The organism is Shewanella abyssi, from assembly GCF_023284025.1.
GTDB lineage: Bacteria > Pseudomonadota > Gammaproteobacteria > Enterobacterales > Shewanellaceae > Shewanella > Shewanella abyssi.
Window position 1 is genome coordinate 24,944 of the sequence record NZ_JAKIKR010000036.1, and the last position, 26,945, is coordinate 51,888.

22 protein-coding genes and 2 tRNA genes are annotated in these 26,945 nt (G+C 44.0%); 22 read left to right on the forward strand and 2 right to left on the reverse strand.

Features of this window, described 5'->3' with window-relative positions; all coding sequences use genetic code 11:
• The first annotated feature begins 270 nt into the window (after positions 1-270).
• Positions 271-747, forward strand: a complete 477-nt coding sequence (gene greA, locus L2755_RS15065) for a transcription elongation factor GreA (RefSeq protein WP_248981509.1) — start codon at positions 271-273, stop codon at positions 745-747.
• Between the two features lie 95 nt (positions 748-842).
• On the opposite strand, the gene yhbY is transcribed toward greA, so the two are convergent.
• A complete protein-coding gene (gene yhbY / locus L2755_RS15070; RefSeq protein WP_248981510.1) occupies positions 843-1,142 on the reverse strand; it encodes a ribosome assembly RNA-binding protein YhbY in 300 nt (99 codons plus the stop codon).
• Positions 1,143-1,233: 91 nt separating this feature from the next.
• Between yhbY and rlmE the strand changes: the two genes are divergently transcribed.
• The 14 genes from rlmE to rpsO all read left to right on the forward strand — a co-directional run bounded on the left by rlmE (position 1,234) and on the right by rpsO (position 14,559).
• Complete coding sequence (gene rlmE / locus L2755_RS15075) at positions 1,234-1,863, forward strand: 23S rRNA (uridine(2552)-2'-O)-methyltransferase RlmE (RefSeq protein ID WP_248981511.1); 630 nt, start codon at positions 1,234-1,236, stop codon at positions 1,861-1,863.
• A 69-nt stretch (positions 1,864-1,932) separates the two neighbouring features.
• Positions 1,933-3,876, forward strand: a complete 1,944-nt coding sequence (gene ftsH / locus L2755_RS15080; RefSeq protein WP_248981512.1) for an ATP-dependent zinc metalloprotease FtsH — start codon at positions 1,933-1,935, stop codon at positions 3,874-3,876.
• A gap of 58 nt (positions 3,877-3,934) precedes the next feature.
• Positions 3,935-4,777 (forward strand): dihydropteroate synthase, encoded by an 843-nt coding sequence (folP, locus tag L2755_RS15085; protein WP_428847802.1) that lies wholly within the window; start codon positions 3,935-3,937, stop codon positions 4,775-4,777.
• Between the two features lie 83 nt (positions 4,778-4,860).
• Positions 4,861-6,198: a phosphoglucosamine mutase gene (gene glmM / locus L2755_RS15090; protein WP_248981514.1), complete on the forward strand. Its 1,338-nt coding sequence runs from the start codon at positions 4,861-4,863 to the stop codon at positions 6,196-6,198.
• Positions 6,199-6,384: 186 nt separating this feature from the next.
• Positions 6,385-7,167 carry a triose-phosphate isomerase gene (gene tpiA, locus L2755_RS15095; RefSeq protein ID WP_101089995.1) on the forward strand — a complete coding sequence of 261 codons (783 nt, stop codon included), beginning with the start codon at positions 6,385-6,387 and terminating at the stop codon, positions 7,165-7,167.
• Between the two features lie 2 nt (positions 7,168-7,169).
• A complete protein-coding gene (gene secG, locus L2755_RS15100) occupies positions 7,170-7,505 on the forward strand; it encodes a preprotein translocase subunit SecG (protein ID WP_248981515.1) in 336 nt (111 codons plus the stop codon).
• Between the two features lie 111 nt (positions 7,506-7,616).
• A tRNA-Leu gene (locus L2755_RS15105) sits at positions 7,617-7,703 on the forward strand.
• Between the two features lie 106 nt (positions 7,704-7,809).
• Positions 7,810-7,886, forward strand: a tRNA-Met gene (locus L2755_RS15110).
• Between the two features lie 158 nt (positions 7,887-8,044).
• Positions 8,045-8,500, forward strand: coding sequence for a ribosome maturation factor RimP (gene rimP, locus L2755_RS15115; RefSeq protein WP_248981516.1), 456 nt, complete (start codon positions 8,045-8,047; stop codon positions 8,498-8,500).
• Positions 8,501-8,527: 27 nt separating this feature from the next.
• Positions 8,528-10,027, forward strand: a complete 1,500-nt coding sequence (gene nusA / locus L2755_RS15120) for a transcription termination factor NusA (protein ID WP_248981517.1) — start codon at positions 8,528-8,530, stop codon at positions 10,025-10,027.
• Between the two features lie 26 nt (positions 10,028-10,053).
• Positions 10,054-12,714 (forward strand): translation initiation factor IF-2, encoded by a 2,661-nt coding sequence (gene infB, locus L2755_RS15125; protein ID WP_248981518.1) that lies wholly within the window; start codon positions 10,054-10,056, stop codon positions 12,712-12,714.
• A 71-nt stretch (positions 12,715-12,785) separates the two neighbouring features.
• Complete coding sequence (rbfA, locus tag L2755_RS15130) at positions 12,786-13,214, forward strand: 30S ribosome-binding factor RbfA (protein ID WP_248981519.1); 429 nt, start codon at positions 12,786-12,788, stop codon at positions 13,212-13,214.
• Positions 13,214-14,164 (forward strand): tRNA pseudouridine(55) synthase TruB, encoded by a 951-nt coding sequence (gene truB / locus L2755_RS15135; protein ID WP_248981520.1) that lies wholly within the window; start codon positions 13,214-13,216, stop codon positions 14,162-14,164. Before rbfA ends, truB begins: the two co-directional genes overlap by 1 nt.
• Before the next feature lie 125 nt (positions 14,165-14,289).
• A complete protein-coding gene (rpsO, locus tag L2755_RS15140) occupies positions 14,290-14,559 on the forward strand; it encodes a 30S ribosomal protein S15 (protein ID WP_202286037.1) in 270 nt (89 codons plus the stop codon).
• 96 nt (positions 14,560-14,655) lie between these two features.
• Here rpsO and L2755_RS15145 read toward each other — a convergent pair whose 3' ends face one another.
• Positions 14,656-16,707: a putative bifunctional diguanylate cyclase/phosphodiesterase gene (locus tag L2755_RS15145; RefSeq protein WP_248981521.1), complete on the reverse strand. Its 2,052-nt coding sequence runs from the start codon at positions 16,705-16,707 to the stop codon at positions 14,656-14,658.
• A 200-nt stretch (positions 16,708-16,907) separates the two neighbouring features.
• Here L2755_RS15145 and pnp point away from each other — a divergent pair, with 200 nt between their 5' ends.
• The 7 genes from pnp (at position 16,908) to deoC (ending at position 26,783) form a co-directional block, all read left to right on the forward strand.
• A complete protein-coding gene (gene pnp / locus L2755_RS15150) occupies positions 16,908-19,013 on the forward strand; it encodes a polyribonucleotide nucleotidyltransferase (protein WP_248981522.1) in 2,106 nt (701 codons plus the stop codon).
• 224 nt (positions 19,014-19,237) lie between these two features.
• The gene (nlpI, locus tag L2755_RS15155) at positions 19,238-20,131 is read left to right on the forward strand and encodes a lipoprotein NlpI (protein ID WP_248981523.1); all 894 of its coding nucleotides are present in this window, start codon (positions 19,238-19,240) and stop codon (positions 20,129-20,131) included.
• 171 nt (positions 20,132-20,302) lie between these two features.
• Positions 20,303-21,883, forward strand: a complete 1,581-nt coding sequence (prfC, locus tag L2755_RS15160) for a peptide chain release factor 3 (protein ID WP_248981524.1) — start codon at positions 20,303-20,305, stop codon at positions 21,881-21,883.
• A 173-nt stretch (positions 21,884-22,056) separates the two neighbouring features.
• On the forward strand, positions 22,057-22,875 hold the full coding sequence (locus L2755_RS15165; RefSeq protein WP_248981525.1) for a TatD family hydrolase: 819 nt from the start codon (positions 22,057-22,059) through the stop codon (positions 22,873-22,875).
• A 176-nt stretch (positions 22,876-23,051) separates the two neighbouring features.
• Complete coding sequence (locus L2755_RS15170) at positions 23,052-24,326, forward strand: NupC/NupG family nucleoside CNT transporter (protein ID WP_248981526.1); 1,275 nt, start codon at positions 23,052-23,054, stop codon at positions 24,324-24,326.
• 341 nt (positions 24,327-24,667) lie between these two features.
• Entirely contained in the window at positions 24,668-25,495 is an 828-nt protein-coding gene (locus tag L2755_RS15175; protein WP_248981527.1) for a nucleoside-specific channel-forming Tsx family protein, read from the forward strand.
• 514 nt (positions 25,496-26,009) lie between these two features.
• Complete coding sequence (deoC, locus tag L2755_RS15180) at positions 26,010-26,783, forward strand: deoxyribose-phosphate aldolase (RefSeq protein ID WP_248981528.1); 774 nt, start codon at positions 26,010-26,012, stop codon at positions 26,781-26,783.
• Positions 26,784-26,945: the final 162 nt, after the last annotated feature.

Consider the following 26,945-nt stretch of genomic DNA (forward strand, 5'->3'; position numbering starts at 1 on the left):
TCAACTTCTACTTAGTGAGATTTAACTGCAGACTGATGACGTGGAGGTCGAAGTCATCTAGTAAATTAGGTGAAGGGACTCTCGGTTAATGAAAATTTATCTGACTTTGCTAGCAAGTATTAACAAGGTTGAGTAAGCTCTATCGATTCCATAGAGTGCATGTTTCGCTCTTAGCGTTTACAATGACTCAATTCCACCAGATTATTACCCCGTTGACCGCTTAAAAGTCAGCGTGGACTGCTTTTGTTTTAAAGGAGACGAAAGAAGCTTATGAGTAAGGTTCCAATGACCGTCGTCGGTGCTGAAACACTGCGCGCAGAATTAGAGATGTTAAAGTTTGATCGTCGTCCGAAAATTGCACAAGCAATCGGTGAAGCACGTGAGCTTGGCGATTTGAAAGAAAACGCTGAATATCATGCCGCTCGAGAAGAGCAGGGGCTGTGTGAAGCTCGGGTTCGTGATATTGAAGGCAAGTTGTCTCATGCACAAGTTATTGATGTGACGGTAATGCCAAATACCGGTCGGGTTATTTTCGGTACCACTGTGACTATCTTAAACGTCGATACCGATGAAGAAGTGACTTATCGCATCGTTGGCGAAGATGAAGCGAATGTGAAAGAAAACTTACTGTCAGTGAGTTCGCCTATCGCCCGCGGTTTGGTTGGTAAGAGCGTTGATGATGAAATCTCTATTACCACCCCGCGTGGTGCTAACGACTTTGAAATTATTAAAGTCGAATATATCTAACGCTTATTAGCCAATTGGATGTTAGATAAATAAAAAAAGCCGCTAATTTAAAATTAGCGGCTTTTTTACATCATAAGTAATCGATTACTTATGTATTACTTTGCCTTAGGCACAGCAATTTTCATTTCTTCAGACTGACGGAACAGTACTAAGACGTGACCAATAAGCTGAACGTTTACAGCTTGAGTTTCACGTACAATGGCGTCGACGATTGCATTTTTAAGCTCTCTGTCACCAGAGGCTAATTTCACTTTGATCAATTCATGATGAGAGAGTGCACTATCAATTTCAGCCAGTACACCTTCAGTCAGACCGTTGCCACCAAGCATCACTACAGGCTTCAAATTATGCGCTAAGCCCTTTAAGTGCTGTTTTTGTTTGGTTGTTAAGTTCATTTATACCAACTTTATGCTGAGTTACTGTTGAAAAGCCGCTATTCTACCCTTATATATGCTTTGTGTAACTCTCAATTGTTGCGGATTTTAAATGTCAGGTAAAAAAAGATCGGCCAGTTCTTCACGCTGGATGCAAGAACATTTCGATGATCACTATGTCAAGCTAGCGCAAAAGCGCGGTTATAGGTCGCGCGCGGCCTTTAAGATAGAGGAGATCCAGGAGAAAGATAAACTTATACGACCAGGCATGACGGTGGTCGATTTAGGAGCGGCACCAGGAGGATGGTCACAAGTGGCTGTTAAGCTCGCGGGTGACAAAGGTAAAGTAATCGCCTGTGATATTTTATCTATGGATCCAATTGTAGGAGTTGATTTCCTGCAAGGTGACTTCCGCGAAGAGAAAGTACTTGAAGCGCTACTGACTCGAGTCGGTGACGCTAAAGTGGATGTCGTATTATCTGATATGGCGCCCAACATGAGTGGCACAGGCGGAGTTGATCAACCCCGTGCTATGTATTTAGTCGAACTCGCATTAGACATGTGCCATCAAGTTTTGGCTCCTAATGGCTGTTTTGCTGTTAAAGTCTTTCAGGGGGAGGGCTTTGACGAATACATGAAAATAGTTAAAGAAGCATTTAAAACCGTTAAAACACGTAAGCCAGATTCATCGCGAGCACGATCGCGAGAAGTCTATCTTGTGGCGACGGGGTACAAGTTATAGTAATCTATCGTAAGTACTCTAACATTAGTTTTCGAAAGACTTTAAAAGAGGTCGAGTAATTTGAGTGACATGGCTAAAAATTTAATTCTCTGGGTTGTCATCGCTGTTGTTTTGATGTCAGTGTTTCAGGGCTATTCCCCCTCTTCTTCTAATAAGCAGAAGATGGACTATTCTACCTTTTTAGATGACGTTAACGCTGGGCAGGTTAGCACTGTCGAAGTGAAAAGTGATCAACGTACCATTGAAGGAACAATGCGCACTGGTGAGAAGTTTGTCACCATCATGCCATTGCCAGATCTTGACTTGATCAATGATCTGAACCGTAAAGGTATCATGATGAAGGGGCAAGAAGCTGAAGAGTCGGGTTTCCTAACCCAAATCTTTATCTCTTGGTTCCCAATGTTACTGCTCATTGGTGTGTGGATTTTCTTCATGCGTCAGATGCAAGGCGGCGGTGGTAAAGGCGCGATGTCATTTGGTAAGAGTAAAGCCAAATTGATGAGCGAAGACCAAATTAAAACGACTTTTGCTGACGTTGCTGGTTGTGATGAAGCGAAAGAAGACGTTAAAGAGTTGGTTGATTACTTGAAAGAGCCAGCGCGTTTTCAAAAGTTAGGTGGCCGAATTCCTACTGGTGTCTTGTTAGTTGGTCCACCAGGTACCGGTAAAACACTCATTGCTAAAGCCATTGCGGGTGAAGCTAAAGTGCCATTCTTTACTATTTCAGGTTCTGATTTCGTTGAGATGTTTGTTGGTGTCGGTGCGTCGCGAGTACGTGACATGTTTGAGCAAGCTAAAAAGTCATCTCCATGTATCATCTTTATCGATGAAATCGATGCTGTTGGTCGCCAGCGCGGCGCGGGTGTCGGTGGCGGTCATGATGAACGTGAGCAGACCTTGAACCAGATGCTGGTTGAAATGGATGGCTTTGAAGGTAATGAAGGCGTAATCGTTATCGCAGCGACTAACCGTCCAGACGTGTTAGATGCGGCTTTATTACGACCGGGTCGTTTTGACCGTCAAGTGGTTGTCGGCCTGCCTGATGTGCGTGGTCGAGAGCAAATTCTTAAAGTCCATATGCGTAAAGTGCCATTGGCTGACGGTGTTAAGGCAAGTGTTATCGCCCGTGGTACGCCAGGTTTCTCTGGTGCCGATTTGGCGAACCTTGTCAACGAAGCCGCATTGTTTGCTGCTCGTAACAGCCGTCGCGTCGTGAGTATGGAAGAGTTTGAAAGCGCTAAAGATAAGATCATGATGGGCGCTGAGCGCCGTTCTATGGTGATGTCTGAAGCAGAGAAAGAGATGACCGCCTACCATGAAGCGGGTCACGCGATAGTGGGTTGCCTAGTGCCAGAGCATGATCCGGTACATAAAGTGACTATCATTCCGCGCGGTCGTGCGTTAGGTGTGACTTTCTTCTTGCCAGAGGCTGATGCGATTAGCCAAAGCAGACAGAAGCTAGAAAGTCAGATTTCTGTTGCCTACGGTGGACGTTTAGCCGAAGAGATCATCTACGGTAGTGAGAAAGTCTCTACCGGCGCTTCGCAGGATATTAAATATGCGACATCGATAGCACGTAACATGGTGACTCAGTGGGGCTTCTCTGAAAAGTTAGGTCCAGTACTTTATGCTGAAGATGAGAACGAAGTTTTCTTAGGCCGCAGCATGGGTAAGTCACAGCATATGTCGGACGACACTGCGCGTATTATCGATGCAGAAGTTAAGCTGCTGATATCGGCTAACTACGATAGAGCGCAACAGTATCTTAAAGATAATATTGACATCCTTCATGCAATGAAAGACGCACTGATGAAGTATGAAACCATCGATTCGAATCAAATTGATGACTTAATGGAACGTCGAGAAGTTCGTTTACCTGCTGAATGGGAAAAAGATAAGCAGGCTAACGATGATGACAGTAATGACGCATCTTCTGAAAAGAAAGACGACGTTAAGGACACTGAAGATAATAAAACCGATGTAAGTGATGTTGACGAATCACCTGCTAAGTAATCTTTAGACAATTTAAGAAGACCCCTTTATGGGGTTTTCTTGTTTATGGAGCTCTATTTTGTCGAGATTAACCTGTGGCAATAAATCATTAGATTTATCCACCCCAGCGATTATGGGGATCCTTAATGTCACTCCAGATTCATTTTCTGACGGTGGAGAGTTTTCTTCGTTTGAAACCGCCTGCCACCAGGCTGACAATATGGTCGCCCATGGGGCAATTTTTATCGATATCGGCGGTGAGTCTACTCGGCCAGGTGCTAAGGATGTGTCTGAAGCTGACGAGCTTGCTCGTGTACTACCGCTAATAGAGTATGTCGCTAAAACTCATGATGTATGGATCTCAATCGATACTAGTAAGCCTGTGGTCATGAGAGCTGCTGTAGCTGCGGGTGCGCACCTCATTAATGACGTTAGGGCGTTGCAAGAGCCTGGCGCATTAGCGGCGGCAGCTGAGCTTGGTGTTCCTGTGTGCCTAATGCATATGCAAGGGCAACCACGAACCATGCAACACGCGCCAGTTTATGATGACATTGTTAAAGAGATAAGCTCTTTTTTTGAGGAACGTATTACGGCCTGTCTTGAAGCTGGTATTAAGCGCAATAACATTGTACTCGATCCCGGATTTGGTTTTGGTAAGTCACTAGCGCATAATTACCAGCTACTACAGCGTTTAGCAGAATTCAGTGCGTTTGAGCTTCCGCTTCTGGCCGGATTGTCTCGAAAAAGCATGTTTGGCCAATTACTTAATCGTGAAGTATCACAAAGACTAAGTGCTTCTCTGGCTGGTAATATGTTGGCATTGCAGGCGGGCGCAAACATTGTGCGAGTGCATGATGTGCGAGAAACAGCCGATATGATGGCTGTGTTAAGCGCCACTAAAAATCACATGGATTTAAGCTAAGCAGGCGTTCAGCTTAAATAAAGTAATACTTGGTAGGATCTGTGCATTCTATTCTACCCACAGCGATTAAGTTTGGAGTTTTCGTGAAACAAAGACAATTTTTTGGTACTGATGGTATTCGCGGTAAAGTCGGTGCGGGTAAAATGACACCTGAATTAGCCCTGAAGTTGGGCTGGGCTGCGGGGCGCGTGTTATCTCGAACCGGCACCCGTAAAGTCATCATAGGAAAAGACACCCGTATTTCTGGTTATCTATTTGAATCGGCGCTAGAGGCAGGACTGTCAGCCGCTGGTCTCGATGTGATGCTAATAGGCCCTATGCCAACACCGGCGGTCGCTTATTTGACCCGTACATTTCGCGCCGAAGCGGGCATTGTGATCAGTGCCTCACACAACCCTTATTATGATAATGGTATTAAGTTTTTCTATACCGATGGCAGTAAACTTGACGATGCGGTAGAGCTTGAAATCGAAGCCGAATTGGAAAAGCCATTAACCTGCGTTGAATCTCATCTGTTAGGCAAGGTGGTTCGAATAGATGATGCCGCTGGCCGTTATATTGAATATTGCAAAAGCCATTTCCCAGCAGAACAAACATTAAGTGGGCTAAAGATCGTTGTTGATTGTGCTCACGGTGCAACCTACCACATAGCGCCAAGTGTCTTTAAAGAGCTTGGCGCTGAAGTTATCGCTATTGGTGATAAGCCAAATGGATTGAACATCAACGATAACGTTGGTGCAACGTCTATGGCTAAGATTTGCGAAACCGTGCTGGAAGAGAATGCTGATTTAGGTATCGCGCTTGATGGTGACGGTGACCGCATCATGATGGTTAACCGTCATGGACGGGTGATTGATGGCGACGAAATTCTCTATATCTTGGCATGTGACGCGCAAAAGCGTGGCGTATTGCAAGGCGGAGTTGTTGGTACGCTAATGTCTAATTTAGGCTTAGATCTTGCGCTGCAAGCACTGGATATCCCTTTTGTTCGCTCAAAAGTCGGCGATCGCTATGTGATGGAGCTGCTAAAAGAGCATGACTGGAGAATTGGTGGAGAAAACTCCGGTCATATTTTAAATCTAGATCATGGCACCACCGGTGATGGTATTGTGGCGGGGATCTTGGTACTTGCTGCTATGCGTCGTCAAAATGCAAATTTAGAGGACTTAACCGCGGGTATTACTATGTTGCCTCAAGTGTTGGTCAATGTGCGCTTTGAAGGCAGCGATGACCCACTAACGTCAGCAGAAGTGCTAGCGGCTCAAGCTGAAGTTGAACAGAAACTTGGCGCTAGAGGTCGAGTTCTGCTGCGAAAATCGGGCACCGAACCCTTACTCAGAGTGATGGTTGAAGGTGATGACGAAAATGATGTCATTAAGTTTGCCAACTATATTGCAGATGCAGTTCGTAACCTAGTATAAATATTCGACAGAGGTTAATTGCATAAACCTTGATTTGGCTGCTTAAAGGAGTTGTATTGTCAATATAACTCCTTGGTAGGGTAAAAAATATGCGTTCTAACCGAGTTTATTAAAAATTACGCTTTTAGCTATTGTAACTTAACAAGTGGTTCGCTATTATTCACGCCGCTTTCAGAGGAGACCGTGATGGCACTAAGACGTCCGATGGTTGCTGGTAATTGGAAAATGAATGGCAGTGCGCAACTAGCGCAAGAGTTATTCAAAAAATTCGCTACCAAGCTCCAAAATGATTCAGCTGAAGTGGTTCTGTGTCCGCCTTCTATTTATTTAGAAAGTGTTCGACAGCTGCTAGATGAAAATAAAGAAGCCTTAAATGGTTGTCTTGTCAGAATGGGTTCGCAGAATGTCAGTCAACATGACTTCGGTGCTTATACTGGCGAAATATCTGGGCAGATGTTAAAAGATTCAGGATGTCGATATGTTATTATCGGACATTCAGAACGTCGCCGTATGTACGGAGAGACGAGTGATATCGTAGCAGAGAAATTTGCTGCAGCTCAAAAACATGGTTTGACCCCAATACTCTGTGTTGGTGAATCAGGTCCAGCTCGTGAAGCAAGACGTACTTTTGAAGTTATTGCGGAAGAGTTAGATATCGTCATTGAAAAAAATGGCACCATGGCTTTTGACAACGCGATTATCGCCTATGAGCCGCTTTGGGCTGTAGGGACAGGTAAGAGCGCTACGCCAGAGCAGGCACAAGAAGTTCATGCGTTTATTCGCAAACGCCTCTCTGAAGTTTCTCCCTTTATCGGAGAAAATATCAGGATCTTGTACGGTGGTAGCGTAACACCGAGTAATGCTGCGGATTTATTTGCGCAGCCAGATGTAGACGGTGGCTTGATTGGCGGTGTTAGCCTCAATGCTACTGAATTTCTCAGTCTATGTACGATAGCGATGAGCGCATAAATATGTATGAAGTTCTAATGGTTATATACTTGTTGGTTGCTATAGGTCTAGTAGGACTTATTTTAATCCAGCAAGGTAAGGGTGCAGACATGGGTGCCTCTTTTGGCGCTGGCGCATCGAATACTCTTTTCGGTTCATCAGGTTCAGGTAACTTCTTGACTCGTTCAACAGCTGTTTTAGCAATTGCGTTTTTTGCCTTAAGTTTAACCATCGGTAACTTAAGCGCAAACCACACAAAAGCTGAAAACGCTTGGGACGATTTGAGTAGCGACGCAGCACAAGCTGTTGAGCAAGTTCAGCAAGAAGCTGAAAAGTCAGAAGATAAAATCCCTGACTAAATCCATAGCAACTTATGGATACTATTAATCAAATCGATTAGTAGAGATTGTTTAAATGACTATTAACCTCTCAACGTAGTCATTACTTAAAACAATCGACGTAGAAATTATGCGGATGTGGTGGAATTGGTAGACACGCCAGCTTGAGGGGCTGGTGAGCGCAAGCTCGTGGGGGTTCAAGTCCCCCCATCCGCACCAAATCTTTGATTTTGTTTAATGACCAAGTCAAAGATAATAAAGTCGCCGAGTTAGGCGCTTTGTTATTGCAAGTCGAGATGATTCTCAATATACTTGCACAAGTTGTCGCGGGGTGGAGCAGTATGGTAGCTCGTCGGGCTCATAACCCGAAGGTCGTCGGTTCAAATCCGGCCCCCGCAACCAGCTTCCCAGTAAAGGATTTAGATCCTATACTGTACAGGTTCTGGATTTATCAACCTCGTCATTACGGGGTTTTTTGTTATCTGGGACTTACACAACTGTCATGATAAGTGACTTTTTACTGGGCTATTAGGCCCTTTTTTGTTTTTCTGGGGGTAACCTTGGCTACATTAGAACGCAAACTGGTAGAGCTGCTAAAAGCACCAGTTGAAGCATTAGGCCACGAGCTTTGGGGCTTGGAATATATTCAAGCAGGTAAGCACTCTATCTTGCGTCTATATATAGACAATGAAAAAGGGATTTTCGTTGATGACTGTGCCGATACCAGTCGTCAAGTGAGTGCTGTCATGGATGTTGAAGATCCAATTTCAACAGAGTACACACTAGAAGTGTCTTCCCCAGGTGTGGATAGACCATTATTTACTGCACAGCAGTATGAACTCTATACCGGTGAGACTGTAAAAGTACAACTAACGATGCCTGTCGCAGGCGGTCGTAATTTGAAAGGTACGGTTATTGGCGTCGAGGGGCAAATGCTCACTCTGTCAGTAGAGGGTAATGAACTGATAGTTGCTTTGGATAACATCCGTAAAGGCAATTTAATCGCTAAGTTTTGATGAATTCAAGGTGAACGAGGCAAGAGAATGAATAAAGAGATCCTGCTAGTCGCTGAGGCGGTTTCAAATGAGAAAGGTGTACCACGCGAGAAGATTTTCGAAGCGTTGGAAATTGCACTAGCCACAGCAACCAAGAAAAAATATGAAGGTGACATTGAAGTTCGTGTCGCTATTGATCGCAAAACGGGTGCCTATGCCACTTTCCGTCGTTGGATGGTTGTTGAAGACACTGGCGAGCCATTAGAAAACCCTTTCCGTGAAATTACACTCGAAGCGGCAGTATATGATGAGCCTGAAATTGAGCTTGGCGGCTTTATAGAAGATGAAATCGATTCAGTAGCATTCGACCGTATTACCACGCAAACGGCAAAGCAAGTTATTGTACAAAAAGTACGTGAAGCTGAACGTGAACAGATCGTTGAACAATTTCGCGACCGCGAAGGTGAGTTGATTGTCGGTGTGGTTAAGAAAAGTAACCGCGAAAGCGTTATCGTTGATTTGGGCACTAACGCTGATGGCGTACTGTTCAAAGAAGACTTGATCTCCCGTGAGTCTTTCCGCCCTGGTGATCGTGTACGTGCATTACTTTACTCGGTACGTCCTGAAGCGCGTGGCGCTCAGTTGTTTCTAACACGCACTAAGTCAGAAATGCTGATAGAGCTTTTCCGTGTGGAAGTACCTGAAATTGCCGATGAGATGATCGAAATTATGGGCGCAGCTCGTGATCCAGGTTCCCGTGCAAAGATTGCCGTGAAATCTAACGATCGTCGTATCGACCCTATCGGTGCGTGTGTTGGTATGCGTGGTGCTCGTGTTCAAGCCGTTTCAAACGAACTGGGTGGCGAGCGTGTTGATATCGTGCTTTGGGACGATAACCCTGCACAATATGTCATCAACTGTATGGCACCTGCTGATGTGGCGTCAATCATCGTAGATGAAGACAACCACACAATGGATATCGCTGTAGAGGCTGATAGCCTAGCGCAAGCAATTGGTCGTAATGGTCAGAATATTCGTCTAGCGACTCAACTGTCTGGTTGGGAACTAAACGTCATGACTGTTGATGACATGAAAGCTAAGCACCAAGCAGAAAGCGCTAAGGTGGTTGACTTACTGATTCAGGCGCTAGACGTCGATGCAGAGTTTGCCCAAGTTTTGGCTGACGAAGGCTTTACCTCTTTAGAAGAGATTGCTTACGTACCAACAGCAGAACTATTAGAAATAGATGGATTTGACGAAGATGTCGTCGAGTCTTTAAGAGAACGTGCAAAAGCGGCGATCTCGACTCGCGCACTTGCGACTGAGGAAGCACTTGATGGTGTTTCACCAAGTGAAGACCTGCTAGCATTAGAAGGTTTAGATAGACACTTGGCATTCGTATTTGCAAGCAAAGGCGTAATCACGCTAGAAGATTTGGCCGAACAAGGCATTGATGATTTGATCGAAATTGAAGAATTAACAGAAGCAAAAGCAGGTGAGCTCATTATGGCTGCCCGTAATATCTGTTGGTTTGGCGAAGAAGCATAAGTCGATCAACAGAGGGGAATTAAATAATGGCAGATACAACAGTAGACAAGCTAGCCACAGAAGTTGGGAAAAGTGCTGATCGACTCGTCGAACAGTTTTCTCAGGCTGGCATTAAGAAATCGACAACGGATACGGTTTCTGAATCAGAAAAACAGCAGTTGCTTGATTTTTTGAAGAAGCAACACGGTGGCGATGCTGCACCAACTAAAATGACACTGCAACGCAAGTCAGTATCAACTCTGAGCGTGGCCGGCAGTGGCGGTAAATCAAAGGACGTTAAAGTAGAGGTGCGCAAAAAACGTACTTTTGTTAAGCGTGATGAAGCGCAAGAAGCTGAACTAGCGGCAACAGCAAAAGCTGAAGCAGACGCTAAAGCTGCGGCAGCGAAAGCTGAAGCTGAAGCTAAAGTGAACACTGAAGCAAAGCAAAAAGCTGACGAAGAAGCTAAAGCAAAAGCTGCTAAAGTGGCAAAGCAAGAAGCCGCTCCAGTGCAAACTGCAGATGAAAAAGCCGCTAAAGCCGAAGCTGTCAAGCTGCAGACAGTACAAGATGAAGTTGCTAAGGCAAAGGCCAATGCAGAAGGTGTTGCAGCAACTGAAGAAGCACGTCGACTAGCTGAAGAAAATGCTAAGCGTTGGGCTGAAGAAGAAAAAGCACGTAAAGAAGCTGAAAAAACGGGTGATCACCATGTCACTACGTCTACCGAAGCGCGTGCTGCAGAAGATACCGCCGATGCCAATGCAGAAAAACGTGACCGTCGTCCGCGTAAAGCACCGACCCCTGCACCTGCTACAACGGGTAAAGGAAAGCGTCGCGGTGGCAAGGACAACCGTCGTGACAGCCGTAATTCACGTAATTCACGTAATTCACGTAATGCTCGTAGCGTTGCACCTGAATCAATGGACCACGCGTTCAATAAGTCAGCTGTTGTCGTTAAAGCAGAAGTTAGCATCGGTGAAACCGTTTCGGTTTCAGAATTAGCTTCAAAAATGGCAGTGAAAGCGACTGAGATCATCAAGCAGATGATGAAGATGGGCTCTATGGTTACGATTAACCAAGTCCTTGATCAAGAAACTGCGCAGCTTGTTGCTGAAGATATGGGGCATAAAGTTGTTCTGACTCGCGAAAACGAACTAGAGCATCAAGTGCTTGCTGACCGTAATGGCGATGTAAGCGTTGAACCACGTGCTCCAGTTGTGACTATCATGGGCCACGTTGACCATGGTAAGACATCACTACTTGATTACATTCGTAGTGCAAAAGTAGCCTCTGGCGAAGCCGGTGGTATTACTCAGCATATTGGTGCTTATCACGTCGAAACTGAAAACGGCATGATCACCTTCTTAGATACCCCTGGTCACGCGGCGTTTACCGCAATGCGTGCTCGTGGTGCTAAAGCGACTGACATCGTCATTCTAGTGGTTGCGGCTGATGATGGCGTTATGCCACAAACCATCGAAGCTATCCAGCATGCTAAAGCCGGTGGTGTACCGCTGATTGTTGCTGTTAACAAGATGGATAAGCCCGAAGCTGATCCTGAACGTGTTAAATCTGAACTGTCTCAACATGGCATAATGTCAGAAGATTGGGGCGGAGAGAACATGTTTGTTCACGTTTCAGCTAAGAGCGGAGAAGGAATTGATGAGTTACTAGAAGGTATTCTTCTTGAATCTGAAGTCCTAGAGCTTAAAGCGGTTCGTGAAGGTATGGCTGCTGGTGTGGTGGTTGAATCTAAGCTTGATAAAGGCCGTGGTCCAGTTGCAACCGTGCTGGTACAAGAAGGTACATTGAAGCAGGGCGATATCGTTCTTTGTGGTCTTGAATACGGTAAAATCCGTGCTATGCGTGATGAAAACGGTCAAGCCATCACTGAAGCGGGTCCATCAATTCCGGTAGAAATACTAGGTCTTTCTGGTGTACCGTCTGCGGGTGATGAAGCGACTGTGGTACGTGATGAGCGTAAAGCGCGTGAAGTTGCACTCTATCGTCAAGGTAAGTTCCGTGACGTTAAGTTGGCTCGCCAGCAGAAGTCTAAGCTGGAAAACATGTTCGCCAATATGGTTGAAGGTGAAGTTGAAGAGCTTAACTTGGTACTGAAAGCTGACGTTCAAGGTTCACTTGAAGCGATTTCAGATTCGCTTAATAAGCTATCTACTGACGAAGTTAAAGTTAACATCATCGCTCGCGGCGTAGGTGGATTGACTGAAACTGATGCAACCCTAGCGGCAGCATCTAACGCTATTATGATCGGCTTTAACGTTCGTGCAGACGCACAAGCGCGTAAAGTGATTGACAGAGAAAGTGTTGATCTTCGTTATTACAGCATCATTTATCAGTTGATTGATGAAGTTAGAGACGCGATGAGCGGCTTGTTATCACCTGAATTTAGACAAGAAATTATTGGTCTTGCTCAAGTTCGTGATGTCTTTAAGTCTCCTAAGATTGGTTCTATCGCTGGTTGTATGGTTACTGAAGGTACGATTAAGCGTAGTGCTCCAATCCGTGTTCTACGTGAGAACATTGTTATCTACGAAGGTGAGCTTGAATCTCTTCGTCGCTTTAAAGACGATGTTAGCGACGTTCGTAACGGCATGGAATGTGGTATCGGTGTGAAGAACTATAATGACGTCAGAGTTGGCGATCAAATTGAAGTCTTCGAAACCGTTGAGATAGCGCGTACTCTGTAACCTATCTTGTAACTTATTTATAAGGGCGGCGTTAGCCGCCTTTATTCTTTAAAGTAAATGGCAAATATATTATGGCAAAAGAATTTAGTCGTACACGCCGCATAGCCCAGCAGCTACAGCAAGAGCTGGCACAAGTGCTACAGCGTGACATGAAAGACCCTCGTATCGGTTTTGTCACTGTGAATGATGTCGATGTTTCGCGTGACTTAAGCTATGCAAAAGTTTATGTGACTTTCTTTGAAGAAGACGAAAATCTTGTTAAAGAAAAAGTTCAGGCATTAGATGATGCAGCGGGCTATATCCGCTCGCTTGTGGCTGGTCGTATGAAGCTGCGTGTGATGCCTGAACTGCGTTTTATCTATGACAGTTCACTGGTTGAAGGTATGCGTATGTCAAACCTTGTTAGCCGCGTGATCAGTAATGATAAAGCAAAGCAACAAGAGCACGGCACTCAAGAAGATGTTGACCAAGACAGCGGCAAGGCTGAGGACGACAAGTAATGGGTCGTCGTTCTCGTGGTCGTCATGTCGATGGTGTGTTATTGCTTGATAAAGACACTGGTATGAGTTCAAACTTTGCATTACAAAGAGTTAAGCGCTTTTTTGATGCAAACAAAGCTGGCCATACTGGTGCGCTTGATCCATTAGCAACAGGCATGTTACCTATCTGTTTAGGCGAGGCGACTAAGTTCTCTCAGCATCTGCTTGATGCTGATAAACGTTACTTGGTGACCGCTAAACTTGGGCAACGTACTGATACCAGCGATTCTGATGGTGAAGTCGTCCAAACACGTGAAATAGATTTTACTCAAGCGCAGCTAGATACAGCTCTTGAATATTTTCGCGGTAAAACCATGCAAGTTCCTTCAATGTACTCGGCGCTTAAATATCAAGGGAAACCTTTATATAAGTATGCACGTGAAGGCATTGAGGTTCCGCGTGAAGCGCGTCCTATCAATGTTTTTGAGCTTAACTTCATCAGCCTTGAAGGCGATGAGTTAACCTTAGATATACATTGTTCTAAAGGGACTTATATCCGCACCATCACCGATGATTTAGGTGAAATGCTAGGCTGTGGTGCACATGTCATTATGTTGCGTCGCACCCAAGTCGCGGGTTACCCATACGATAATATGGTGTCTCTAGCACAGCTTGAAGCACTTGTGGCTAAGGTCGAAGAGGAGTCTCTAACCTTATCAGAGGTATTGGATCCACTGTTATTACCGATGGATACTGCGGTTAGTGGCTTTAAAGAGATAAACGTCTCTGACGATATCGCTCCCTTCTTAATGAATGGGAATCCGGTTCAGGTGGCTAATTTACCGGTTGATGAACTTGTGCGGATCACCTTAGGTGAGGAGCGCAAGTTTGTTGGCGTTGGCCAAATGAATGATGATGGTCTACTTGCACCTAAGCGACTTATCGTTTTGAGAACAGAATCTGACCAATAGCGATGTTTTGTCGTGCGCTAGAGAAATCTAGTTGCTACTACTTTGCTTAATAGGTAGAATACGCGCTCACTTTGGCTGAGTTAGTGATCGGCTAAAGATTTTTAATTATTATTTTGGAGATAGAAATGTCACTAAGTGTTGAGAAAAAAGCTGAAATCTTAGCTGAATTTGGTCGTTGCGAAAATGATACTGGTTCTTCTGAAGTTCAAGTTGCTCTGCTAACTGCGCAGATTAACCACCTTCAAGGCCATTTCAAAGAGCACATCCATGATCACCATTCACGTCGTGGTCTACTACGTATGGTAAATACACGTCGTAAACTTCTTGCATACCTTAAGCGTACTGAAAATGTTCGTTACCAAGAGCTAATCAAGAAGTTAGGTCTACGTCGTTAATCTTTAATTAGATAACGTTTGACCTATAAAAAGGAGGCTTAGCCTCCTTTTTTTGTACTTAAAATAAAGTGTTAACACAGATAATAGCAGGAGATATTAGGTTACTGCTTGGGCTGCTTGGGCTGCTTGGGTATTGAGTTTAATGTATTTATCTTCGAATGCCGCTAATGCTAAGGGCTTGCTAAAGAAATAACCTTGGCCTATTAAGCAATCTTGCTCTTGCAGCCATTTAAGCTGCGCTTCGTTTTCAATCCCTTCTGCAACAATTTTTAAATTTAGTTGCTTTCCCAGCATTAAAATAGTCGAAGCGATGGCACTCTCTTGTGGTAAATCATTCACAAAGCATCTATCAATTTTGATGGTAGTTATTGGTAAATGGCGTAGATATGACAGAGAGGAGTAACCCGTACCAAAGTCATCGACTGCAATGCCAAACCCAGCGGCGCGCAATTGCTCAAGCTTGTCAATCGCCAGTGGTACGTCATTCATTAGTGATGTTTCAGTGATCTCAATCTCTAATAGTTCAGCTGCAATCTGGTAGCGTAATGCTGTCTGTTTTATATCAGGCACTAGACTTCGGTGTTCAAATTGCTGTGAGGCGACATTAACAGCAATAGGCAGTGTTACATTGTACTGTTGTTGCCACTTCTGAATAGTGCGACAACTCTGCTCTATCACCCAACGACCGATTGGAATGATAATTCCAGTTTCTTCGGCGACGGGGATAAACGACATCGGGCTAATAAGTCGGCCATCTTTCTGCCACCGAATGAGTGCTTCACAACCAAGAAGTTCGCCGGTTCTAATATCGAGCTTAGGTTGGAAGTGCAGTACAAATTCGTCATTTATGAGTGCGTCATGCAGTGAGGCTTCGGTTCTTAAGCGAACCGCTGCGCGTTCTGTCATCTGTTGCTTGAAGAATGCCCATTGATTGGAGCCCGCTGCTTTTGCACTATACATCGCGATGTCAGCGTGGCGAATAAGATCGTCAGCGGTCAAACCATCATCAGGATAGATAGATATTCCAACTGATGCGGCAGGATGAATTGCATGTTCATCAAGCAGCATCGGTGTATTGAGCTGCAACAATAGTTTATCGACGAACTCGGCAGCTTGGGCTGGAGACGTCAATTCATCGGCCAAAATAACAAACTCATCACCGCCTAAACGAGCAACCGTTCCTAGCTCTGCGACTGCACTTTCTAATATTCGTGCTATCTGTACTAAAAACTGATCACCAAATGCATGGCCAAGCGAATCATTCACGTTTTTAAACCTATCTAAGTCAATAAACAGCAGGACAAACTGCGTTCTATGTATTCGAGATCGTTGAATGGTCACTGCAATGCTCTCTAGCAAAAGAGCGCGATTGGGTAAGCCTGTCAATGGATCTCTGGTTGCCATTTTACGCAGTTTATTTTGAGTTTTAGCAAATTGGACTAAGATTTGATTGAATTTACTGGTGACTAGACCGAGTTCATCATCCATGTGTGGTCGTGAGTTTGGCAATAAATTGTCGCCTGGTGACTCAGGGTCTATTCTGTCTATGGCTTCACTGATGCGCGCTATCGGTTGAGTTAAGAAGCGGTGAAACACAATAGATAGGACGAGTGTGAGTAAAAATGCGCGGGCTAAGGTGGCCCAGAAACTATAGCGTAAAGTCGAGAATAACGAGCTCGTTAGCGCTTGTGTATCATAATGGACCGTTAGTTTACCAATGAGCTCTATCTTATCGTTACTGCTACTGAAAAAAGGACGGTAAAGCGTGCGAGATATTTGATTGAGGTCGCCAAACAGTTCATCACTGATATTTTGAAATAGCGCAGATGATTCATCTGGCAGCGCACTGCTGACGGTGACAAAACGGCTATCATCGTCTAATTCGATGGTAGCAGCAGCGATATTATCGACCTTCAACAAACCTTGTATGGTTTGAGCTGCTAACGTTTCGTCCATTGCCCAGACTGCATTGGTCGCCGGTTGCTCAACTGAATTGAGCAATTCTTGCTGTGTTGAGATAAGTTGCTGGCGTGCGTTAACAAAAACTAGCGATATTTCAACAAGAAAAATAGCAACAGCAAAAAATAAAGTAGCGGAAACTACCAGCGTTGTTTGCTTCCATGTCAGTGATTTGAAATTTCCCTTCATCAACTCTTTTCCGTTATTTCAATAGCTTATGTATTCTTTGCTTGGCGAGTCGTCGTAGTTCCGAAACATACTTTTAGTAATATGCTCACTTTAGAGAAAAGATTCCGCTTTGTCATTAATCTATTCCCTTTATCTATTGAATAAACTTGAAGTATACTTACGCGCGTAATTAAGGTAATTAAATTTAAGGAATGGTTCACGTGAATCCAATCGTAAAGAGTTTTGAATATGGTCAGCACACCGTTACATTAGAAACGGGTGTTATCGCACGTCAAGCCGACGCTGCTGTTTTAGCGAGTATGGGTGATACAACAGTATTAGTAACTGTTGTTGGAAAGAAATTTGAAGAGCCTGGGCGTGACTTTTTCCCGCTAACGGTTAATTATCAGGAAAGAACTTACGCTGCTGGTAAGATCCCTGGTGGTTTCTTCAAACGTGAAGGTCGTCCATCTGAAAGCGAAACACTGATTGCACGTCTAATTGACCGTCCCATTCGTCCTCTATTCCCTAATGGCTTCAAGAATGAAGTTCAGGTAATTATCACAGTAGTTTCTGTGGATCCTGAAATCAATCCTGATGTTATCTCTATGATAGGTACTTCCGCAGCCCTAGCTATCTCAGGCCTGCCATTCAACGGCCCACTTGGTGTGGCACGCGTTGGTTACATCAACGGCGAATATATACTTAACCCTGAAGTTAGTCAGTTAGCCGAGAGTGACCTAGACCTAATCGTCGCAGGTACTGAAGGCGCAGTATTGATGGTAGAGTCTGAAGCCGCCTCATTGGCTGAAGAAGTGATGCTAGGCAGCGTCGCCTATGGTCACGAGCAACAGCAAGTTGTGATCACTGCCATCAAGGAGCTTAAAGCCGAAGCAGGCAAGCCTACATGGGATTGGACTGCTCCTGTATCTGATGCAGATTTGGTCGCTAAAATTAAGGCGCTTGCAGAAGAGAAATTCTCAGCTGCATATCAGATCGCTGATAAGAGTGAACGTCGTGACGCGGTTAACGTACTTAAGAGTGACGCTATCGAGACACTCGTTGCTGAAAATGCGGATGTCGACTTACGTGAAGTTGGTAAGATATTAAGTAGCGTTGAGAAGCAAGTCGTACGTAGTCGCATCATAGCGGGTAAGCCTCGTATCGATGGTCGTGAGCCAGATATGGTTCGTGGTCTTAACGTGATGGCCGGTGTACTTCCACGTACTCACGGTAGCGCGGTATTTACTCGTGGTGAGACTCAAGCACTAGTGACTTGTACTCTAGGTACCGAGCGTGATGCACAGAAAGTTGATAGCATCATGGGCGAATACACTAACCGCTTTATGCTGCACTACAACTTCCCTCCTTACTGTGTTGGTGAGACGGGTTTTGTTGGTTCGCCTAAGCGTCGTGAAATTGGTCACGGTAAGCTAGCTTGGCGTGGTATTAACGCGGTTATGCCTTCTGCAGAAGAGTTCCCATACAGCATTCGCGTAGTATCAGAGATCACTGAATCTAACGGTTCAAGCTCAATGGCTTCTGTTTGTGGTACCTCTCTTGCGCTTATGGATGCAGGTGTTCCAATTAAGACTTCTGTTGCTGGTATTGCAATGGGTCTAGTTAAAGAGGGTGACGATTTCGTTGTTCTTTCTGACATCTTAGGTGATGAAGATCATCTTGGTGACATGGACTTTAAAGTTGCAGGTACTCGCGACGGTATTACTGCATTGCAGATGGATATCAAGATCGAAGGTATCACTAAAGACATCATGGAGATTGCTCTAAAGCAAGCTTATGGTGCTCGTGTTCATATCCTAAACGTAATGGACCAAGCTATTGGTACACATCGTGATGACATCTCTGCTCACGCTCCACGTATCACCACGATTAAGATTAACCCTGAGAAGATCCGTGACGTTATTGGTAAAGGTGGTGCAACAATTCGTGCCCTTACTGAAGAAACGGGTACTACGATTGAGTTAGAAGATGACGGTACAGTGAAGATTGCTTCTTCAAATGGCGAAGCCACTAAAGAAGCTATCCGTCGTATCGAAGAGATCACTGCTGAAGTTGAAGTAGGAACAATTTACAATGGTAAAGTTGTTCGTATCGTAGACTTCGGTGCCTTCGTAACCATTCTTCCTGGTAAAGATGGTCTAGTGCATATTTCACAAATCGCTGAAGAGCGTGTTGCGAATGTGTCTGACTACTTAGAAGTTGGCCAAGACGTTAAAGTTAAGGTAATGGAAGTTGATCGCCAAGGTCGCGTGCGTCTTTCTATGAAAGAAGCTGCACCTAAAGCTGAAGCTCCTGCTGCAGAATAAACGATAATAGTTTGTTTAAAAGGAGGCCATAGGGCCTCCTTTTTTGTGGCTGGCATTTACTTTAGCCATTATTGAGACGAGCATATTGTCTAAATAAGGACTAAATAGGCGCTACCGTAGGCTAATTATTAGTGTAAATGAGATTATTTTTCAATTCCTTGATAGCAGTAGTAACAGGGGATTGCTATTATTGGAGCTATTGCTGAACTCAAAAGGTTAAATGGATGAATCAAAAGATGCGTACTATCATGGTTGCGGTGATGGCTGGGATCAGTATATTGCTGACTGGGTGTGTCTCAACTCAATCAGGTCGCAACCAACAAGCCTCCATCAAAGTCGCGCCAGTTTCCCCTGATTATAAATTAGAAATAACCTTAGCTAAGCTCAATGAAATACTGTCGAGCATGGAGTTGACGCAGGAACAGCGGGCGCGTTTTCATTATGATCGTGGCGTGATCTATGACCGCGTTGGTCTGCGTATTCTCAGTCGAATTGATTTCCATCAAGCATTAAAGTTACAACCTGATCTTGCCGATGCTTATAATTTCCTCGGTATTTATTACACCCAAGAAAATGAGTTCGAAAGCGCCTATGAAGCGTTTGATGCGGTGTTAGAGCTGTCACCAGAATATGATTACGCTTATCTTAATCGCGGCATTTCACTTTACTATGGTGAGCGTTCTGAACTGGCAGTAGCTGACATGGCCGCATTTTATAACAAAGACACATCAGACGGTTACCGTGTACTGTGGCTGTACCTTGCAGAGAGGGAAGTCGACGCACAAATCGCTACCGAGAGAATGACCGCAAACCGAGCTAAATTAAATCCAGATGCTTGGTCAACGGCGCTGGTTGACTATTATATAGGGACCAAAGATAAAGACGCGGTATTTTCTTTAGCGAAAGCGGGTTTAAAGCATCCGAATGAGTATGCAGAGCGTTTATGTGAAGCCTATTTTTATATGGCTAAGATAGCCCAGCAGCGGGGTGATAACACCGAAGCTGCTAACTACTTTAGACTGGCACTAGCCACTAACATCTACGATTTTGTTGAGCACCGATATGCACGCTTAGAGCTTGCTCGCGTTAATGCGGCTATCGCAAAGGTCGTTAATTAAACGTTATTGCGATTTATTTTAAACAAAGCCTCCTTACTGGAGGCTTTTTTATTGATCTATTGATATTTCAAATCAGTTTCAGCATCGATTTAGACGACTGTACTGGTAGCCAAAATATAGGTGAACAGCTATAATTGCCGCCTTTGTAAACTCCCATAAATACAGGTAAACATGTCAGGCAATAAAGTTGAGGTAGACAAACGTCGCACTTTCGCCATCATCTCTCACCCAGATGCGGGTAAAACCACCATTACTGAAAAGGTTCTTTTATTCGGCAACGCTTTACAAAAAGCGGGCACAGTAAAAGGCAAAAAGTCAGGTCAGCATGCAAAGTCTGACTGGATGGAGATGGAAAAAGATCGTGGCATTTCAATTACCACTTCTGTGATGCAGTTTCCATATCATGATACCTTAATTAACCTTCTCGATACGCCAGGTCACGAAGACTTCTCTGAAGATACTTACCGTACTCTAACCGCTGTCGACTCATGTTTAATGGTTATTGACTCAGCCAAAGGTGTTGAGCAACGTACGATTAAATTGATGGAAGTGACGCGTTTACGTGATACTCCAATTGTCACCTTTATGAACAAACTCGATCGTGATATACGCGATCCTATCGAGCTGATGGATGAAGTTGAAGAGGTGCTCAATATAAAATGTGCACCTATTACTTGGCCGATTGGTGCGGGTAAAGAGTTTAAAGGGGTTTATCACCTACTACGGGATGAGGTTATCCTTTATCAAGGTGGTTTGGGACACACAATACAAGATTCAAGAATTATTAAAGGCTTGAACAACCCTGATCTTGATGACGCTATCGGCACTTATGCTGACGAAGTGCGCGAGGAGATGGAGCTTGTTGTCGGTGCTGCACATGAGTTTGATCGTGAGTTGTTCTTAAAAGGCGAACTAACACCTGTTTACTTTGGTACCGCACTGGGTAACTTTGGTGTTGACCATATTCTTGATGGTATCGTCGAGTGGGCGCCGACGCCTCAAACTCGTGAAACCGAAACGCGAGTTGTCGAGCCGGAAGAATCTAAGTTTAGTGGATTTATTTTTAAGATCCAAGCCAATATGGACCCTAAACATCGCGACCGCGTCGCCTTTATGCGTGTTTGTTCAGGTCGTTATGAGCAGGGCATGAAAATGCATCATGTACGCTTAGGTAAGGATGTTAATGTCAGTGATGCGTTGACCTTTATGGCGGGTGACCGTAACCGAGCTGAAGCCGCTTATCCAGGTGATATTATTGGTTTACATAACCACGGTACTATTCGTATTGGCGATACCTTTACTCAAGGTGAAAAGCTGCGTTTTACCGGTATTCCTAACTTTGCTCCGGAAATGTTCCGCCGCATTCGTTTAAGAGACCCGCTAAAACAAAAGCAGTTGCTTAAAGGGCTAGTACAGCTTTCTGAAGAGGGCGCAGTACAGGTCTTTAGGCCCATAGATAGCAATGACCTCATTGTTGGTGCCGTTGGTGTATTGCAGTTTGAGGTCGTCGTCGGTCGATTAAAGTCTGAATATAAAGTTGAAGCAATATATGAAGCCATTAGCGTAGCGACAGCTCGTTGGGTCTATTGTGATGACCATAAGAAGCTTGATGAGTTTAGACGTAAGTGCAGCATGAATCTTGCGCTTGATGGTGGCAATAACCTGACTTACATCGCGCCAACAATGATTAACTTAAACCTGTCGATGGAACGTTATCCAGATATCGAATTTGCTAAGACGCGTGAGAACTAATCTCAGCTGATTATGTTCAATAGAAAACCCAAGCCACAGCTTGGGTTTTTTATTGGCTGCAGTATACGGCTAGTGTCATTGGCACTAGTGGCTAATAATGCTATGGGTATAAATAGACTAAAATGCAATTGTCACAGCGCGAACGAATTAAACTGTAGGGAGCTTGAGCGTAAATGGAAACATTAAGTATAAAAGCCGGCCCCAATGAAAAGATTATAGTGAGTCCCCTAATAGACAGCCACGCACATTTAGACTTTCAAGAATTTGATCATGATAGAGCTGAACTGTTCCAAAAAATGAGGGAGCAAGGGATCACTCAAGTTGTGATCCCAGGCGTTTCGGAACAAAAATGGTCTAATCAACTTCGCATTGCTAAGGCCTATAATTGTCCTTTTGCTTTAGGTGTACATCCGTGGTTCTGTCATTCGATGACAGAACAAACGTTACCTAATCTCAGGCAACTATTGTTGAGCGTGCGTCAACCGCAGAAACTCGTTGCCATTGGCGAGTGTGGCCTAGATAAGTTACATAAAAGTAATTTCACTACACAATTGGCAGTATTCAAAGCTCAAATTACCTTAGCTGAAGAATTTGATCTACCTCTCATTATTCATTGTGTAAAAAGCCATGAAGAGATGTTGTGCCTACTAAAAAACGCCCAAAATGCCAAAAAAGGGGTGATCCATGGCTTTTATGGCGGACCAGAGCTTGCTTTACGTTATGTTAATTTAGGTTACAAGCTAGGGATCGGAGGTTTACTATTAAATGACGGCGCTAAAAAACTGCAGCAAACGGTCGCGCAATTGCCTGTTAGCGCATTTGTATTAGAAACAGATTCCCCTGCTATGAGCCCTAGAAGTAGTGGAAATGTTCGGAACTCACCATTGATTTTGCCGTTATTACTCAGAAAGGTGGCAAGTTTACAAAAAAAAACCAACGTTCTTATATCAGAACAGCTGTATTTGAATGTTACGCAACTCTTTGACCTTTAGTTTTTTTTGGTTAAACAGATGTAACTCGCATCAGAATAACTAACCAAATCATTGAAATAAAACTTCAAAAATTTGATCAATACGACGCTTTTAGAGTTCCGGTCGGGTATAATCGACCGCGGAAAAAGGTTGGTTAACAACATAATTAAAAAGTATTAACAATAGGGTGATGGTTAATGGATATTTTAATGAGTTTAGTAGGGGTGGTCACCTTACTTGCGATCGCTTTCGGGCTTTCAAATAATAAAAAAGCAATTAACAAACGTACCGTTTTTGGTGCATTAGCAATTCAAGCCGCTTTCGGTGGTTTCGTATTGTACGTACCCATTGGGCAAGAAGTGCTTGGTGGTGTTTCAATGGGTGTTGCCAATGTTATTGGTTATTCTCAAGCTGGTATCGACTTCCTATTTGGTGGTCTAGGTACTGACGCTATGTTCGCAAACGGTGTTGGCTTCGTCTTCGCTATTCGCGTACTACCTGTCATTATCTTCTTCTCTTCTTTAATCGCAGTACTTTACTACCTAGGCATCATGCAACTTGTCATCAAGTTCATCGGTGGTGGATTGCAAAAAGCGCTAGGGACAAGCCGTACTGAGTCTATGGCTGCGACAGCAAACATCTTCGTCGGCCAAACTGAAGCGCCACTTGTTGTACGTCCATTCATTGCGACTATGACAAACTCAGAGCTTTTCGCCATCATGGTTGGTGGTCTGGCTTCTATCGCTGGTGCGGTACTTGCTGGTTATGCCGGTATGGGCGTTAAGATTGAGTACTTGGTTGCTGCATCTTTCATGGCTGCACCTGGTGGTCTTATGATGGCTAAACTTATCCATCCAGAGACTGAAAACACTAAAAACGAAATGGACGACTTGCCAGAAGACACTGACAAGCCGGCTAACGTTATCGACGCAGCGGCTGCTGGTGCTGCATCTGGTATGCACTTAGCACTTAACGTTGGGGCTATGCTACTCGCCTTCGTAGGTCTTATCGCCATGCTTAACGGCATGATCGGTGGTCTAGGTGGTCTTGTTGGTCTCGAGAACTTAACTCTGGAACTTATCCTAGGTTATATCTTTATGCCTCTTGCATTCCTAATCGGTGTACCTTGGAGTGAAGCACTGGTTGCTGGTTCATTCATTGGTCAGAAGGTCATTGTTAACGAATTCGTCGCTTACCTAAACTTCGCACCTTACCTTAAAGATATTGCTGATGGCGGTATGGTAGTTGCTGAAACAGGTCTTGCTATGACTGATAGAACTAAAGCTATCATCTCATTCGCACTCTGTGGATTTGCTAACTTATCTTCAATCGCAATTCTACTTGGTGGTCTAGGCGCTATGGCTCCAAGCCGTCGTCATGACCTTGCTAAGCTTGGTGTTCGTGCAGTTATCGCGGCATCGCTTGCAAACCTTATGAGTGCAACACTTGCAGGTCTATTCCTAGCATTGTAAGCACTTAGAGATTGGGTCGACAATCGTCGCCCAATCTAGGCTCTGCTCCCTTTGAGTAGAGCCACTATTAAGTCAATCGTTTTCCAATTAAGAATTTTTACGAAATGATCAATAACTAAGGTTAGGGTTCCTTTCGGCATAAAAACGGCAATAACAATGATATGGCAGCTTAATCTGTCGATAAATCATGACTTTGTCCTAATGTTAAAACTTAGCGTTCGTATTTTTACATTAATACAGTTGAAGTTTGACGTAAATTAAGTAAAATGCGACGCCATAAAAAAGAAACGCTGACTCTTCATAAAGTAGAGCAGCAAACCATAAAATAAATGGGGTTGATGATGAAAAACGTTAAAACTATCGCGCTAGCTACAGCACTAGCAGCAACAGCAGCAATGTCTGCACCAACTTTCGCAGCAGATCGCGGCGAAGATATCCATGCTGGTGATTACAGCTGGATGCAGTTTAACTACATGTATGCATTTGATGAGCTTCCAGGTGAAGGCAGCCATGATTACCTAGAGATGGAATTCGGCGGCCGCGCTGGCATCGTTGACCTATATGGTTATGTTGATGTGTTTAACCCAAGTGAGCGTCCAGATAGCGACAAGTCTGGTAGCCCAAAAATGTTCATGAAGTTTAACCCTCGTTTCTCTATCGATGCGATGACTGGTATGGACTTATCAGCTGGTCCAATCCAAGAAGTATATATTTCTACATTATTTAACTGGGGTGGCGGTGACGCAAACCTTTACGGCCAAGGCGCTGGTGATGTGAACAATGCTTCAATCGGTATTGGTGCTGATGTTATGGTTCCATGGTTCGGTAAAGTAAGCGTGAACCTTTACAAGTACTATGAAATCCAAGCTAAAGCTTGGAATGGTTACCAATTCTCTATGAACTGGTTCAAGCCATTCATTAACTTTGATAATGGTTCATTTATTTCTTACCAGGGTTACTTAGATTACCAATTCGCAAGTGATGATGATTTTTCAGATTCTCAAGCGTCTGCTGGCGGTGTAATGTTTAACGGACTTTACTGGCATTCAGAGAACTTTGCACTTGGTTATGGTTTAAAATCATTTAAAGATGTTTACCTAATTAAAGATTCAGACGGCTTTAAATCTAGCGGTTTCAGCCATTACGTTTCAGCTACTTACAAGTTCTAAGCAGTCGCTTAAAACATAGCTAAGTATATGTCAGAGCCGCGATGTTTCGCGGCTCTAACTCATTTAACTTAACCGCAAAATTAACCGTTAAGTTATAGCGAAACTTTTATCGATTTGGTTAGATAAACATCTTAATTTTTACTTAAGCATGGACTATATTTAGATAGCTTGTTTAGGTAAGCATTAATTGAAACTGATATAAGATTTATTACGCGCTAAAACGGACTTTTCGCGGAAAGGCAGACATAAGTAGTATTTATCTCCCTTCCCGGTCTTCATGGATTCAAGTCGTGACACTCGTGTCAAGATTATTGCAGCACAAGATGTTGCAATGTGGATACCTGAATATTGACCTTAAGTTGAATATGGTTCACCACTATTCATCATTTAAGGTCTGGCAATGCTCGAAGGCCCGGCCCAAAACAATAATCAAAATAAAGCCACCTCTAAGCGCAGCCATACGACAAATTTCTATCAAAATTTTTCATATTTGAATATGTCTCGGAGAGCTATTATGAGCGACTTAAAAAAAGCAGCACAACAAGCCATTAGTTTAATGGATCTTACTACGCTAAATGATGATGATACCGATCAAAAGGTCATCGACTTATGTCATAAAGCCAAGACACCTGCTGGCGATACTGCTGCCATCTGTATTTTCCCTCGCTTCATTCCTATCGCGCGCAAAACGCTTAATGAGATTGGTGGCGATGATATCAAGATTGCAACAGTGACTAACTTCCCACACGGTAACGATGATATTGCTATCGCAGTATTGGAAACCCGTGCCGCTGTCGCTTACGGCGCAGACGAAGTTGATGTGGTTTTCCCATACCGTGCGCTAATGGCGGGTAATGAGACTGTTGGTTTCGAACTCGTTAAAGCCTGTAAAGAAGCTTGTGGCGATGAAGCTATCTTAAAAGTCATCATTGAGTCAGGTGTACTACAAGACCCTGCTCTTATTCGTAAGGCTTCAGAGCTAGCAATTGATGCTGGTGCAGACTTCATTAAGACCTCTACAGGTAAAGTTGCCGTTAACGCGACACTTGAAGCGGCTGAGATCATGATGACGGTTATCAGCGAAAAGAACACTAAGGTTGGCTTTAAGCCAGCTGGCGGCGTAAAAGATGCAGCAGCTGCTGCAGAGTTTTTAGGTGTTGCTGCACGTCTTCTTGGTGATGACTGGGCGACTCCAGCTACATTCCGTTTTGGCGCTTCTAGCTTACTAACCAACCTACTGCATACGCTTGAGCTAGGTGATGTAGCAAAAGGACCACAAGGTTACTAATCTTTACTGATTAAACTTGTTGTTAAGTGTGATCTAAATCTAATTAGGTGTATCAAAAGTCGTAATATAGTTACATACTAACGGACTTTTGATACACCTAATTAGATTTAGATCACACTTAACAACAAGTTTAATCAGTAAAGATTAGTAACCTTGTGGTCC

What these genes read in the sequence shown, in the direction of transcription:
- greA (WP_248981509.1), top strand. Translation starts at nt 271, where the DNA reads ATGAGTAAGGTTCCAATGACCGTCGTCGGTGCTGAAACACTGCGCGCA.
- yhbY (WP_248981510.1), bottom strand. Translation starts at nt 1,142, where the DNA reads ATGAACTTAACAACCAAACAAAAACAGCACTTAAAGGGCTTAGCGCAT.
- rlmE (WP_248981511.1), top strand. Translation starts at nt 1,234, where the DNA reads ATGTCAGGTAAAAAAAGATCGGCCAGTTCTTCACGCTGGATGCAAGAA.
- ftsH (WP_248981512.1), top strand. Translation starts at nt 1,933, where the DNA reads ATGGCTAAAAATTTAATTCTCTGGGTTGTCATCGCTGTTGTTTTGATG.
- tpiA (WP_101089995.1), top strand. Translation starts at nt 6,385, where the DNA reads ATGGCACTAAGACGTCCGATGGTTGCTGGTAATTGGAAAATGAATGGC.
- secG (WP_248981515.1), top strand. Translation starts at nt 7,170, where the DNA reads ATGTATGAAGTTCTAATGGTTATATACTTGTTGGTTGCTATAGGTCTA.
- nusA (WP_248981517.1), top strand. Translation starts at nt 8,528, where the DNA reads ATGAATAAAGAGATCCTGCTAGTCGCTGAGGCGGTTTCAAATGAGAAA.
- infB (WP_248981518.1), top strand. Translation starts at nt 10,054, where the DNA reads ATGGCAGATACAACAGTAGACAAGCTAGCCACAGAAGTTGGGAAAAGT.
- rbfA (WP_248981519.1), top strand. Translation starts at nt 12,786, where the DNA reads ATGGCAAAAGAATTTAGTCGTACACGCCGCATAGCCCAGCAGCTACAG.
- truB (WP_248981520.1), top strand. Translation starts at nt 13,214, where the DNA reads ATGGGTCGTCGTTCTCGTGGTCGTCATGTCGATGGTGTGTTATTGCTT.
- rpsO (WP_202286037.1), top strand. Translation starts at nt 14,290, where the DNA reads ATGTCACTAAGTGTTGAGAAAAAAGCTGAAATCTTAGCTGAATTTGGT.
- L2755_RS15145 (WP_248981521.1), bottom strand. Translation starts at nt 16,707, where the DNA reads ATGAAGGGAAATTTCAAATCACTGACATGGAAGCAAACAACGCTGGTA.
- nlpI (WP_248981523.1), top strand. Translation starts at nt 19,238, where the DNA reads ATGAATCAAAAGATGCGTACTATCATGGTTGCGGTGATGGCTGGGATC.
- prfC (WP_248981524.1), top strand. Translation starts at nt 20,303, where the DNA reads ATGTCAGGCAATAAAGTTGAGGTAGACAAACGTCGCACTTTCGCCATC.
- L2755_RS15165 (WP_248981525.1), top strand. Translation starts at nt 22,057, where the DNA reads ATGGAAACATTAAGTATAAAAGCCGGCCCCAATGAAAAGATTATAGTG.
- L2755_RS15170 (WP_248981526.1), top strand. Translation starts at nt 23,052, where the DNA reads ATGGATATTTTAATGAGTTTAGTAGGGGTGGTCACCTTACTTGCGATC.
- L2755_RS15175 (WP_248981527.1), top strand. Translation starts at nt 24,668, where the DNA reads ATGAAAAACGTTAAAACTATCGCGCTAGCTACAGCACTAGCAGCAACA.
- deoC (WP_248981528.1), top strand. Translation starts at nt 26,010, where the DNA reads ATGAGCGACTTAAAAAAAGCAGCACAACAAGCCATTAGTTTAATGGAT.